Origin of the sequence: Undibacterium sp. Jales W-56, assembly GCF_025548535.1 — a bacterium.
Taxonomy (GTDB): Bacteria; Pseudomonadota; Gammaproteobacteria; order Burkholderiales; family Burkholderiaceae_D; genus Undibacterium.
In genome coordinates, this window is the sequence record NZ_JAJLQW010000006.1 from 1 (window position 1) to 12,462 (window position 12,462).

Sequence of the window (12,462 nt, forward strand, 5' to 3'; positions counted from 1 at the left end):
CGGCTGGCGCCATGATGGGACGGTGCAAGGCTACATCGAGGAGGCAAGCCGCTTCGAGGAGAACGCGGCCGGCAGTCTGTTGCGCACGCGGCTCAAACCGGTCTGATTTGCCTAGCGCCCGATTTTTTCCGTTTTCCCTATTCGCCCCTATTTCAAAGCCCAGCACCTTGCCAGCGAAATACACAATGATGGTTTTTCTATGCTGCCACATCCAGTTTTTAATCTCTGAATGCATCGCACCCACAGCGCCGGCAATAAACGTTTTCGTCGCCGGACTCTTTAAAATAATGATGATGACCTGAATCAGTTTTAATACTAGCTGACCTAATAGCGCTAACATATAACCCCCATTAAAAACGGGGACATGCGCCCCCGTTTATTTTTTCTTTTTTCGCCGCCGATCACGATCTCTTAAAAGTCCCGACCCGCCAACGGCTCCCGCTTTCCCACTTGAATCACCGACGCGACCGCCAGCCCTATTTGCAATGCTTGCTGCCCTACTTCGCTGTTGTGAAAAATTGCTTGTCCCAGCAAGCCTGCCAAGATAGAAAGCCCTTGATAGGTTGATGGTTCTTTAGCGCGCTGCAACCACCACGGCGAGCGCTGTTCTTGTCCGTCGTCCGGCATGTTCATCCCCTTAATTGAAAATGTGGATAGTCGCGCATCGTCCAATCGCCGCCCCATTCAAAGCCGACTTGCTTGCCTATAAAGCCAAGCTTTTGCCACGCCTGCATGCCTTCATAGGTTTTGGTGTCTGCCAGTTCACCGTGAATGATCGGGTACACGTCTAGCGCCCTGCGCTGTTCGTGCAAGCTCTGCCCTGCCCTTGCGTTGGTGACGATGCGTCCCGCTGTTGTTCTGCCTTGCGCGTAGAGTGCGTCCTGTTCTTGCGCGCTCCGATAGGTGCAACTCACCACGACCTTGAAGCCTTGCCGCTGGCATTCGTTCAGCATGGCGTCCGCCATGCTTTTGACTTCTGGCAGCAATTGATCAAGGTCGCGGCTTGCCATCACGCTTACGCAGGCAAGGCAGCAAGTTTTGCTTGCAAGGCGGTTTTCATGTCGCCGATCAGCGTGACGCGGGTCTGCTCTTCATGCAGCAAGGCTTGCTGTGCTGCCGAACCAGTCGCCCAGCCCAGCGCCGTCGCCGCATCGACATCGGACTGTGCTTTGGTCATGGTCGCCGTCGCTTTGGCGATTTGCCCGTTCAGCTTGACCTTTTCGTTCGCCAAGGCCGTGGACGGGTCGCCCGCCGCCGCTGTCGGCGCGTATTTGCCGTCCGGGATGTTGATGGTCAACACGGTCGTTTCACCGCCGAATTTGCCAAGGAATTTGGCGGCGCTGTTTTCATCGGTAAATTTCTTTACCTTGCCGCTTTCATCGCATGGCGTATAGGTATTGGCTCCATCAACGACTTCTGCCGTGTAGTTCTTTTTACCGGCAATCGCCAGCAAATTCACGGTTACAGCCGCGCCCAGAGTGACCAGACCTTCCAAGAAAATTTTACGCATTTTGCTCTCCAATTTCATATAGTGGGAAATTCCACAATGTGAAATGTATTGCAAAATATATTAATGCGCAAGTATTGATTTGTTTTGGCTATCAATCTACCTAAAATTTTTTACCTTTCGCCTATTTAATCCTGACTACAGTAAAAAAATTATAGGTCCCCGTCCCCTGCAAGGTGTCTGCATAATTGCACTCAAACATGATGCTGACCTTGTCCCCCGCCGCCAATCGGTAGGGCATGGCAGACGCCGTGACTACGCCCTTATTCGCCTCGACCGAGTCAAACAGCGTGACTTTTTTTACCCCGTTGATATACAGGTAGATGTATCTGAAATTGCTGATGTTGTTAGAGCCGCCAACCAATTGCACGTAAAACGCATATAGCCCTGAATAGGTCGCGGTGAACTCGCCCGATGCTGGGCTGTACTCATTCAAATCATCAAAGTTTTTTTCATCGAATTTCACCAGCGTTGGCGTATTGGCGGGGATGCTTTGATTATTTCCCAAGGTGTATTGCAAGGCGGTCTGCAAGCTGGCATCCAGTCCCAGCGACGCGCCCGTATCGCCTCTTGCGCCTGTCGCTCCGGTGTCGCCCTTGTCCCCCTTGTCGCCTTTATCCCCCTTCAATCCGGTGACGCCGACCAGATGCACGACCCCGCTGGCATCCTTAGAGCGCAGCACATTGTCGGTGTCCACAAACAGCGATACATGCCCCTCATCCGGCACGTTGACGCCGTTGCCATCCGGCGCGAATAATTTAAAAATCCATTCAATGACTTTAAAGCGAAGGCTCGTATGCAAGACGAGCGGTGTCTGATCTGATTGCCACATATTGTTTACCCCATTGCTAAAATTGAATTCGTGCGCTGATGCACCTCTGCACGTTCGTTGTCGAGTGCTGCCAATACCAATTGCTTTATCTCTGTCTGTGCGGCGCTGGCGCTGACCCTATGCTTGGTTTTAGCGACCCGCGCCCCGTAATCGTTTAAGGACGCCAGCTTTTTGACGCGCTTTTCTGGCGTCTCGAATTTTGCGATGGCGTCCAGTCGCATCGCGTTATCAATCCACATTTGCGCGCTTGCCTGATCTTTAAACAGATAAGGATGCCCGTCTGACCGGCACAGACATTCGCGCATGATGTCGGTTGAATAGAACAGATGTCCGGTCAAAAAATCTTTGTTATTGGCTGGCGAATACAGATACTCAAGATGCTCGACCTGACTGACATGCGCCCACGAAATAATCTCCCTGCCTTGCAGCAGCAAGTCTTGTTTAATGCGTTCCGGCAGACCTTTAAAATCGGCATCATCCTCCGTTTTAGCGACCGCTATCACATCCTCCCAACTCACGCAGCCTGTATAGTCCTGTAAAAATTTCCCGCTCACATTGCCGTAGCCATTGAAGAACACCACCTCATGTTCTACCCGTCCGGCAAAGTAGTCATCCGCGTAACTGCCCGTCTTTGGCGTACTCATGCCCGTCTCTACCGTCGTCGTGAATTCGGCATGAAACGCGCCCACCTTGCGCGCCCACGGCGTTTGCCCGACAAACCAGCGTCCGTGATATTGGTCATTGATGAACTGTTGCGCTTGCCTTGAAAAATACCCGTCTTTGACATTCTTTAAGGCCACCATGCGCGCTACCGGAATGACGGCCATTTATTTACCTTTCGGGGGAATCACCGGCGTGGCGTCACCGTCCGGCTGACCATTCGGCAGCATCCCCGCAGCCAGATGAATGACAGCATTGATCGCGTCGATTTCCGCTGCAATCGCCGCCAGCCTTTTAGTCTTATTCTCGCCGTTCTGCCACTCCGCTGTAATTTTCTCCGCGTCCGCCATCAGCTTGTTTTTTTGCGTCACCACCTCGACCGCCCACGTCTGCCAACGCGCCACGCTCGCGGCTTTTTCCGCCAACGACGGCGGCTTGCGATTAAATTCCGACACGTCGGGAACGACGATCTGTAACGACTGCAAACTACAGGCAGCACGGCGAATGATGCTGACTGCATCATCGACGTTTTTGAGCTTGCGGACTTTGAACGCATCCGTCGCAAGGATGAATGGCTCGCCGCCATCAATCCCGACCTCTACCCGGTATTTTTTTTTCGCCGCGTCGAGATAAAAAACCAACTGCACATTGATGGCATCGCGCAGCATGCGCATAATGATCGATTGCGGTGTTTGTATTGACATGCTTAACCTCATTTCTTTTGATGACCCCCGCCACGTATAGCTTTTTTCGGGGTAATTTTTTGTGATCGCGTCCGGCTTTCCTGCCAGCCCGCACCCAAATTGCTGAAACCAACTGCCTTTTTTACTGAAATCCCCGTCAAATTGCCGCGCCTCACGCCGTTAGCCCTGATGACTTTCCGCGCCAAGATTGATGAAATCGACGTTAGCCCTGATGATTTTTCAGGTGTTTTTAGCTGCAAACCGCGTTAGCCCTGATGCTTTTTTGCCGTATAAAGCCAAATTCCTGTGTTAGCCCTGATCACTTTGCGAGAATAGATAAAAATTATTTAACTTAAATTTAAAATAGTTTTTAGCTATCGGTAAATTAACACAAATTTCATATTGTGAAATATTTTTTAAATCTGAATCCTCGGATAAGGACAGGCTCCCAACGTTGACCACTGCCAGAGCAATTCGCGCTTGGCCTGTTCTGGCAAGTCAACAGCCGCAAGACTTTTCGATGTCGGCCTTGCCGTCTGATCGATAGTGTTTTGGTCTTGCGTACACTTATTTACACGAGTCCGAGGAAGGGCAAAGTCAACCGCAACGGCAACCCCGCCGCGCTCTACTTGCTTCCATGTGTAGCGGGTTGAGTGATACACGACGCCTTGCAGGTCGCTACAGCGCACCCCGTAAGGCATCACACGCATGGCTTCGCCGTAACGTCCGGCGACGGTGCGCTGATCGCTTGCCAGCGTGATGACAAGGTCTTTGCGCGCTACCACTGCACCGCCTTGCGCCCGTAGATACTCTGCCCAGTCTGCGCGCTTGCCGCCCTCTTCTTTTTGCACCGCGTTCCATGCCTGCGCCATGCGTGGCGGCGCATTATTGACCATGTCTTTTTTTATCCGGCGCAATTCGCGCCAGACCGTGACAGGCGCACCGCCCCATTGCTGAAACTGGCGTATCCCCCATGTCGCCGCCCATGCTTCGACCCGTGCCGATGGCGTCAACTCCACCTCACCCGACCACTCAGCCGCAACGATTTTCCCGTCGATGGTTTTATGTTCGCCAACGTAGGCACCGTCGATATTTTTAGACACGTATTTGGCGATGTAACCCGCCGCGCTGCCCTTATTCCAATCGATGCGCTTGGCATCCAGACGGTATTTAAACGCGCCCTCTTCGCCGCGATCTGCGCGCCATGCATAGCGCTTCATGATGCGAATGACCCGCGCTGCAATGTCGGTAATCCACGGTGTTTTGTACCTGCCTGTTGTGGTCACGAAAAACAGCATGTGCCAGTGCGGGCAACCGTCGTGATGCGGCTCTGCAATCCTGAATCCATACAGTGCTATGCCGCGCCGTGCCAATGCAGCACGGGCTTGCGCCGTGACTTTGCCTAGGTATTGATTGGCCTCACGCGGTGTCGCCCCGCTGTACTTGGGATTTTCTTTGCCGGTGGTTTTTAGCCGTGCGTGATAGGCGCTTGGACACGTCCATGTAATGAATAAACCCTGATGATTCCGTTCTCTTGCGAGTGTTTCAAATCCATTGATACGCAGCATTAATTCACCTCTTCTGATGGCTTTATTTGCCGTGGTTTTTTCTGCCAGTTCGGACAATTTGAATTGCTGCCCGTTGTCGTTTTCCAGCGTCACGGCGTCCAGCGCCAAGGCATTGCGCCTGTTCTGATGGATGCGCCTGAGCACCGCTTCATTGCTGGAATACGGCTCTGCCCTGTAATGCACATAACCCAGATTAATCGCGCCCATTTCATGCGCCCTGCCATGCACAATACGCAACTGACGACGCCACCAGCGCGCATCAACCGCCCGCGCTATCACGTCTTTGAGTTCATCAAACACAGGCGCTTGGACGCCGTATTCTGCGCACTCGCAGGCGATGATTTGCAAGACATGTTCAGGCGATACCGCCGCCCATAATGCGGTTGCGACATGCGCCGCCGCTTTCTCTGCGAGTGTACAAATATCGCCGTCGTCCGCTGACAAATCGACTCCCATAGGCACATGCTCATCAACGAATTTGCGGACATGTTCCAGTGCGATGGATTCATAAATTTTGTAGTGCGATGACCACGCCATTTTTTGCAAGGCTTGTGACAGCACCCGCTTGCGCCAGCGGTGCGGAATGGGTTTTATCTCTGGCGCGAAACGGGCTGATTGAATAAACGATTGATGAAATAGTTCTTTTCTGACGTGGACGCTTTTAGATGGCATTGCATACCCTCTCATACACCCGCACAGCCGCCCTTGCCGCCGCGCTCAATGCCGCTCGCTCGCTATCACTGAACGAATCAATCGGACGCTCCCATTCATCAGGATTCAAGCCTGCCGCACTCAATACCGTGCGACGCGCCCCGCGTGGTGTCACCGCCCACGCTGATGCTTTCATGCCGCGCTGTTGAGGCTCCGCCTTGATGGTTTTTTTGATTTCTGCAAGCAGCACATGCGCCTTGCTGGGCGGCGTGCAGTCCAGCGTCACCGGCGCACAGGCAGGCGCAAAGGATTCATGCCAGAGATTGATCACAGGACGCGCCACCTCTGACGCGTCATCGTCACCGGCGTCGCGGTCGCCCATATCAATTGAGTCGTCCATGACTCAGCCCTTGACTAGACGCAAAGCCGGAACCCAGACAGGCGATGTCAGCACCAAACCAATGCCCAGACCCACCGCCAATTGTTTTAAGAACTGCACCAGCTCACGCCAGTCTTGGCGGCTCATGCTGCCACCTCATCAGCGCGAACGCAGACCCAAGCCATCTCGCCATGAGCGCGGCTCAGGTAGTGAATCAGCTTGTCAGCGTGGGAAGTTTTGACTGCGGTGTTTTTGTTCTTTGTCAGGACGACATCGAACTGTGTTACTTCGTCCTCAAAGTTTATGCGTCTTTGTTCGCCTGCATAAAACAATCCGCAGGACACGCATTTAACGACAAACCATTTTCTTTTTGATATGGACAATTTGTCCGCTTTGATGATGTCAACTGACACCGCTTGAGTGCGTTCTTTAGACATTCTGTCTCCGCTTTTCTGCCTATCCGAATAGGCTTGAAAGCGAAGGCTGGCGCGGCTTTCAAGCCGCCAGATAGAAGAATTTTAGAGACGCTAGTAATATAAATTATGCGAAACTTGTAGCCAATACAAATTACTTCATGTCAACACTAATTACTAAGGCCGGATATACTCTCCGGCCTTTTTAATTGCCACTTGGAAATAAAAATATGAAATATCCAAACCACCGTTACGGCGACCCCGAACATCTACAGCACTACGCCGCCGGATGGCCTCTTAAAACACTGGCAAAGCATTTGCGCCGTGATGAACGTACCATTCGCCGATGGCTGTCCGGTACGCACAAAATCCCTTGGTGGGTTCCCGAACTGCTGCGGCTGGAGCGTTATGAGAAATATCACCAGATGCAGCAAATGAACATCAATCCGCGCCTGGCTAAAATGGGCATCGTTCGCGGTCAGGTCGTGGAGTTTCCCGATATCACCCGCATGCTTGCCCGACTCGACAAGCTGGACAACAAGCCGAACCCGATCAAGGTCAATAACGACCGGGTCATCGCTGAACTTCGCACCAAGTCTGGATAGCAAAAAGCCCGCATTTGCGGGCTTTGCTTTATTCGTCTGGCATCCAGATTGGCACGTCGAACTTTGCGGCTTTTTTGGTCAAATCTTTATCTATCGCTGCCAGCGGTACGTCCAGCGTTACCGCCAAATCAAAATACGTCGCGTCATAGGTTTTGAGTTCCCATATTGTGGCTTTCTTGATAGATTCTTGAATGCTCATGGTTGACGGCACAACATCCGTGGTCATGAGGTCAATAAATCGCGCCGCCTGATCGACATGGGCGGCTGAAATGCGTCCCTGATGCTGTGCTTTTAGCAGTACATAAGGGACTTCCACAAAAAAGATGTCCGGCACGATGAACCGGACTTTTCCGCGCTTATAAGCATCGAGCAATGAGATGGCGTAGTCTAGGCGTTTTCCCGGGGGGTCAATGAACCATGCTAGTGCAATTCCTGCATCCAGTACAACGACATCAACCACGCGACTTCCTCATACTTTCCAGCATGCGACGCGAGCTAACGCCTGTGGTGCGTTCTTTGGCTTCACTGATAATGGTTTCGGCCAAACTACGCGACGCTTTGACATTGCCCTTGCGATGAATGATGACGCTATCGCCGGTCGCGACTTGTACCGTATGCATGGATTTCCCACGCCGGATTATTTCAATGTTGTCCGACAATTTCTTTCTGGCTTCGGCTAGTGTAGTCATAATCAATTCCTCCTATCAGGATTGATTATATCACTTCAACTTTTTCAGCAAATAGCGGCTAAAAACGTAATACCCGACCGCTGCAATGGCGATGTATTTGACTGTTTTGTTCATGGTTTCCTGATTCCGTTTTTTATTTCCAAGATCATCAGACGACGCTCTGTGGCAAACGCCCATTTGCAGATACCGACACCCCCTGCGGGACGCCGGTGTATCTGACGTTTTCGGCCATGCCTGAGCAGTTCACCGTACTCGCCGCAAGCCCCGATGAATCAGGACGATACAAGCCGCCAGTGGTGGCATATGTCGTGCGCGGCTATGTTTGGGATCGCCTTGATCCAGCCTTGCCAAAATTCGACAAGATGCACCAATGTGAAATACAACATGTATGGCACATAATAATTCTGGTACAATCGGTCCAAAATATTTTGAAGGCACACATGGCAAGACATTTGGAGTTCGATCGCATACAAGCTGTTGCTCTCGCCGCCGACGCATTCTGGCGCGAGGGTTACGAACCCTTGCCCGCGCTCGAACTGGCCGAGGCCATGGGCGTTGCCAAATCGTCTCTATACAACACCTTCGGTTCAAAGCGAGAACTATTTATACAGGCTGTGGCTCATTATTCTGAGCAGCAGCGTACCTATGTGCTCACTCTAGCGAAAAGCACAGATATCGTAGGCCGGTTACGCGAGATGCTGCTTGAAATAATAGGCAACAACGATGCCGGACGAGGTTGTCTTTTGGTCAATACGGCTACTGAACTTGGATTGCGCGATAAGGAAGTACGTCAGCACGTCAAGACTGGTTTCGATGGTATGGAGCGCGCATTTGAGGCACTTATTTACGCAGGACAAAGATCAGGCAATATCAGTTCAAATATTAATCCACAACAATACGCCATCATCCTTGTTGCAGGTATAGCCGGCTTACGTGTTCTGGCGAAGGGCGGGTTTTCCGAAGACCAACTTCTTCCGGTGGTTGAAACACTACTAGCCGGATTATCGGAATAATTTTTTTATCGAATTTGGACTGAAATGTCCAAAATAATGAATAATCAAACTCATCATCTCAATAAGGAGCTATCAATGAGCAACATTGCAAAACTTTCTCTGCCCCCAACTACTTTGGAGACTTCAGAAGGGCGTACCAAAGAAGTCTTGGAGGCTGGTAAAAAATCAGCCGGCAGTATTCCAAACATGTATGCGGGCATGGCAAACTCCCCTGCTCTCCTGGATAATTATTTGCACGGTTATCAACTCTTTCGTACCGAGTCCGGCTTTACTCCTGCTGAACAAGAACTGGTATTTCTGAGTATTGCCCGTGTCAATGAATGCACTTACTGTGTCGCAGCGCACAGTTTTATCGCCGGTGCCGTCTCCAAGACTCCTGCTCAAGCCGTGCAAGCAATCCGTGATGATGCGTCTATCGAAGATGCCAGGCTGGCTGCGTTGAGCAAATTCACCCAAACGATGGTCTCATCGCGAGGTAAGCCTACCCCTGAGGAACTTGCAGCCTTTCTGAGTCTTGGTTACACCGAAAAGAACGTGCTTGAAATCATCCTTGCGATTGCTGTGAAGACGATCAGCAACTATTCAAATCATGTACTGCATACACCGGTAGACGCTATGTTCAAGGCTCAGTCCTGGGCACCTAAAGCATAGACTAGCAGGACTGCTAATTAACTAATGAATTATTAACCACCTACTTTTATGAATCTGAATCCAACTACCAACCATTCGAGACTCTTTTCTCCAGCAGTGCTCGGCACGGTATCCCTGAAGAACCGTATCGTGATGGCTCCCTTGACGCGCAGTCGCGCTGCAGACGGTAATGTTCCGCATGAATTAAATGCCCGTTACTATGCGCAAAGGGCATCCGCGGGCCTGATTATTTCGGAAGCGACCCAGATTAGTCCGCAAGGCCAAGGCTATCCGAAAACGCCCGGCATATACAGTCATGCCCAAATTTCCGGATGGCGCTCGGTGACCAATGCTGTACACGACCAAGGAGGTAAAATTTTTCTTCAGCTCTGGCATGTGGGTCGTGTTTCCCATCCCTCTACCCAGGAAAATGGAAATCTGCCTGTTGCACCATCCGCAATAAAACCTGTTGGCGAAATTTATACCGAACAAGGTATGCAACCCTTCGTTACTCCTCGCGCTCTCGAGATTAGCGAATTGCCCGAATTGATCGCTGACTTCCGGCAGGCCGCTGTTAACGCAAAAGAAGCCGGTTTTGATGGCGTTGAAATTCACGCCGCCAATGGCTATTTGATCGATCAATTTCTTCGCGATGGCACCAACCAGCGCGACGACGCTTATGGCGGATCGGTGGAAAATCGAGCCAGATTGCTACGCGAAGTGACAGAGGCGGTGCTCACGGTATGGGAGCCTGGGCGCGTCGGAGTACGCCTCTCACCGGTCAATCCTTTTAACGATATGGCTGATTCCAATCCACAAGTCACCTTCGAGGCGATAACCGAGCAGCTCAACGCATATGGACTCGCCTACCTCCATGTAGTTGAAGATCGTGAAACGAATTTCGACTTTCAAAAACTCCGACACATCTTCAACGGTGCCTATATGGCCAACGGCGGTTATGAACGCAACAGCGCCATTATCGCTATCGATACTGATCGTGCCGATTTCATTGCGTTTGGCAAACTTTTCATAGCTAATCCGGATCTCCCGAAACGCCTTCGTTTAGGTGCTGAATTTAATGTTCCACGCGAAGCATCGTTTTATGCGGGCGGTCCAGATGGCTATGACGATTACCCGTCTTTGGATATGCCGGATGCCGATACAAATTAATATGCCCGGTACGTTTTGAAAGAGGTGCTAAGGCTCCCTGTAATCGGCGCTGAATCCTGCTCAATCACCGCTGGCTAAAGCTGGTGGTTGAGTGAACTTATACTTAAAAATATGACAGTCGTTCAGATTCGGTTCTATAGAAATGTGTTGACACAGTTTTTTGTTAAAACCTTCCCCAATTTGCGGATCGTTTAGTCCGTGCGTTTTATGTTTGGCGGTGCGATACCTTGCAAAGTTTCCGATTATCCCGGCAGACATTGTCACAATCTAGTCACTTTATATCCATAAACTAGATGCGCAAAAGAGCAAGTCCGCTCTTCACTGAATTTAACAGGAACTATCATGCAACGTCGCAAGCTGCTACAAACATTCATTACCGCTACCGCCTCTGCGCCCTTGCTGACCGTTGCCGGTACGGCGCTGGCGGCTTCTTCGCCAGCACCTAAGCTGCAGTTGGATTCCAGCCGGTGGTCTCCATTGAACGCCACGCGCATTCAGTCTGTCATTGAACAATTCGGATCCAGCAGCAAAACCTACGACCAAACCCGGCGCCCCTACGTTGTCTTCGACTGGGACAATACCTGCATCATGAACGATTGTGAAGAAGCATTGTTCATGCATCAGATTAATCACCTGAGCTTCAAACTCACACCCGTTGAATTTGCAGAGGTATTGCGCAAAGGCTTGCCTGGCGGGCCGTTCAAGGCTGAGGCTGGTCATGTTACGGTTGATGCAAAACCGGTAAAGATGGAAGATATCGCCGATGATGTCGAGGCCGATTATCGATCGCTATATGCTGCGAAACAAGCCAATAAGAGTCTTGACGATATCCGGCAAAGCGAAATATTCAAGGATTTTCGGGCCAAGCTTTATTTCATGTACGACGCGATCTGCGACAGCTATCCGATAGAAATCGGCTACAAGTGGGTTATTTATTTTTTCGCCAATATGAAGCCTGCAGAAGTGCAAGCCATGGCAGAAGAATCCAATAATCGCGCGCTCGGCGATGGACTCCGTAAAACCAAGTACGAAAGCTCACGTGAGATACCCGGCAAGGCTGGCGTCGTCGTTGCGACCCATTTCCACGGCTTGCGTATTCATGAGGAAATGCGCATTCTGATGCATACATTCCGTGCCAACGGCATTGACGTTTTCGTCAGTACCGCTTCGCTTGACGATGTCGTACGCGTGTTCGCATCCCATCCAAACTACGGTTACGGCGTTCCTCCAGAAAATGTCATCGGTTTGCGCCTCGAAATGACAGACGGGAAATATACAAACACCTATCGGCAAGGCTGGCATTTCAACTGGGGACCGGGCAAGACCATCGGCATTCAGAATGAGCTGGTGTCGAAAAAAGGCTATGACCCGCTCGTCGTATTCGGCGACAGCGACGGCGATGCGTGGATGCTCAGAGACTTCAAAGGAACGCAACTCGGCGTCATCGTTAATCGCATGAAGAAAGGCGAAATCGGTGTCGACAGTCAGATGGCGGCCACCAGTCTTGGTCGCCGCGATGCACGCTTCATTTTGCAGGGCCGTGATGAAAATACCGGCCTGATGTTACCGGACGAGAAATCGATCAAATACGGCAAAGTCGAGAGAAAGCTGCTCGCCTGAACTGGTATTTCCTTACCAGCATTTCCTTTAGTGCATGGCCTC

At 51.2% G+C, this 12,462-nt stretch carries 18 protein-coding genes; 5 read left to right on the forward strand and 13 right to left on the reverse strand.

Annotation, left to right across the window (positions count from 1 at the left end; all coding sequences use genetic code 11):
- The 11 genes from LPB67_RS15455 to LPB67_RS15505 all read right to left on the reverse strand — a co-directional run.
- Positions 1 to 340: hypothetical protein (locus LPB67_RS15455; protein ID WP_262838186.1), on the reverse strand; the 340-nt coding region annotated here is incomplete at its 3' end.
- 71 nt (positions 341 to 411) lie between these two features.
- Positions 412 to 627 carry a hypothetical protein gene (locus LPB67_RS15460; protein ID WP_262838187.1) on the reverse strand — a complete coding sequence of 72 codons (216 nt, stop codon included), beginning with the start codon at positions 625 to 627 and terminating at the stop codon, positions 412 to 414.
- Between the two features lie 2 nt (positions 628 to 629).
- Positions 630 to 1,010 carry a M15 family metallopeptidase gene (locus LPB67_RS15465; protein WP_262838188.1) on the reverse strand — a complete coding sequence of 127 codons (381 nt, stop codon included), beginning with the start codon at positions 1,008 to 1,010 and terminating at the stop codon, positions 630 to 632.
- Between the two features lie 5 nt (positions 1,011 to 1,015).
- A complete protein-coding gene (locus LPB67_RS15470; RefSeq protein WP_262838189.1) occupies positions 1,016 to 1,510 on the reverse strand; it encodes a hypothetical protein in 495 nt (164 codons plus the stop codon).
- A gap of 121 nt (positions 1,511 to 1,631) precedes the next feature.
- Positions 1,632 to 2,339, reverse strand: a complete 708-nt coding sequence (locus LPB67_RS15475; protein WP_262838190.1) for a complement C1q domain-containing protein — start codon at positions 2,337 to 2,339, stop codon at positions 1,632 to 1,634.
- A 5-nt stretch (positions 2,340 to 2,344) separates the two neighbouring features.
- Complete coding sequence (locus LPB67_RS15480; protein ID WP_262838191.1) at positions 2,345 to 3,166, reverse strand: hypothetical protein; 822 nt, start codon at positions 3,164 to 3,166, stop codon at positions 2,345 to 2,347.
- Positions 3,167 to 3,703 carry a hypothetical protein gene (locus tag LPB67_RS15485; protein WP_262838192.1) on the reverse strand — a complete coding sequence of 179 codons (537 nt, stop codon included), beginning with the start codon at positions 3,701 to 3,703 and terminating at the stop codon, positions 3,167 to 3,169.
- 395 nt (positions 3,704 to 4,098) lie between these two features.
- Positions 4,099 to 5,922 (reverse strand): replication endonuclease, encoded by a 1,824-nt coding sequence (locus LPB67_RS15490; protein WP_262838193.1) that lies wholly within the window; start codon positions 5,920 to 5,922, stop codon positions 4,099 to 4,101.
- Entirely contained in the window at positions 5,912 to 6,301 is a 390-nt protein-coding gene (locus tag LPB67_RS15495) for a hypothetical protein (RefSeq protein ID WP_262838194.1), read from the reverse strand. Before LPB67_RS15495 ends, LPB67_RS15490 begins: the two co-directional genes overlap by 11 nt.
- 3 nt (positions 6,302 to 6,304) lie before the next feature.
- On the reverse strand, positions 6,305 to 6,427 hold the full coding sequence (locus tag LPB67_RS15500) for a hypothetical protein (protein WP_262838195.1): 123 nt from the start codon (positions 6,425 to 6,427) through the stop codon (positions 6,305 to 6,307).
- The gene (locus LPB67_RS15505; RefSeq protein WP_262838196.1) at positions 6,424 to 6,717 is read right to left on the reverse strand and encodes a hypothetical protein; all 294 of its coding nucleotides are present in this window, start codon (positions 6,715 to 6,717) and stop codon (positions 6,424 to 6,426) included. Before LPB67_RS15505 ends, LPB67_RS15500 begins: the two co-directional genes overlap by 4 nt.
- A 206-nt stretch (positions 6,718 to 6,923) precedes the next feature.
- Between LPB67_RS15505 and LPB67_RS15510 the strand changes: the two genes are divergently transcribed.
- On the forward strand, positions 6,924 to 7,298 hold the full coding sequence (locus tag LPB67_RS15510) for a helix-turn-helix domain-containing protein (protein WP_262838197.1): 375 nt from the start codon (positions 6,924 to 6,926) through the stop codon (positions 7,296 to 7,298).
- Positions 7,299 to 7,326: 28 nt separating this feature from the next.
- On the opposite strand, the gene LPB67_RS15515 is transcribed toward LPB67_RS15510, so the two are convergent.
- On the reverse strand, positions 7,327 to 7,758 hold the full coding sequence (locus LPB67_RS15515) for a type II toxin-antitoxin system VapC family toxin (RefSeq protein ID WP_262838198.1): 432 nt from the start codon (positions 7,756 to 7,758) through the stop codon (positions 7,327 to 7,329).
- The gene (locus LPB67_RS15520; protein WP_262838199.1) at positions 7,751 to 7,987 is read right to left on the reverse strand and encodes a hypothetical protein; all 237 of its coding nucleotides are present in this window, start codon (positions 7,985 to 7,987) and stop codon (positions 7,751 to 7,753) included. The genes LPB67_RS15515 and LPB67_RS15520 overlap by 8 nt, the downstream gene beginning before the upstream one ends.
- A gap of 230 nt (positions 7,988 to 8,217) precedes the next feature.
- Here LPB67_RS15520 and LPB67_RS15525 point away from each other — a divergent pair, with 230 nt between their 5' ends.
- The 4 genes from LPB67_RS15525 to LPB67_RS15540 all read left to right on the forward strand — a co-directional run bounded on the left by LPB67_RS15525 (position 8,218) and on the right by LPB67_RS15540 (position 12,420).
- Positions 8,218 to 9,000: a TetR/AcrR family transcriptional regulator gene (locus LPB67_RS15525; RefSeq protein WP_262838200.1), complete on the forward strand. Its 783-nt coding sequence runs from the start codon at positions 8,218 to 8,220 to the stop codon at positions 8,998 to 9,000.
- Between the two features lie 75 nt (positions 9,001 to 9,075).
- Positions 9,076 to 9,651, forward strand: coding sequence for a carboxymuconolactone decarboxylase family protein (locus LPB67_RS15530; RefSeq protein WP_262838201.1), 576 nt, complete (start codon positions 9,076 to 9,078; stop codon positions 9,649 to 9,651).
- 48 nt (positions 9,652 to 9,699) lie between these two features.
- The gene (locus tag LPB67_RS15535; RefSeq protein WP_262838202.1) at positions 9,700 to 10,800 is read left to right on the forward strand and encodes an alkene reductase; all 1,101 of its coding nucleotides are present in this window, start codon (positions 9,700 to 9,702) and stop codon (positions 10,798 to 10,800) included.
- Positions 10,801 to 11,142: 342 nt separating this feature from the next.
- Positions 11,143 to 12,420 carry a haloacid dehalogenase-like hydrolase gene (locus LPB67_RS15540; protein ID WP_262838203.1) on the forward strand — a complete coding sequence of 426 codons (1,278 nt, stop codon included), beginning with the start codon at positions 11,143 to 11,145 and terminating at the stop codon, positions 12,418 to 12,420.
- The last annotated feature ends 42 nt before the right edge of the window (positions 12,421 to 12,462 follow it).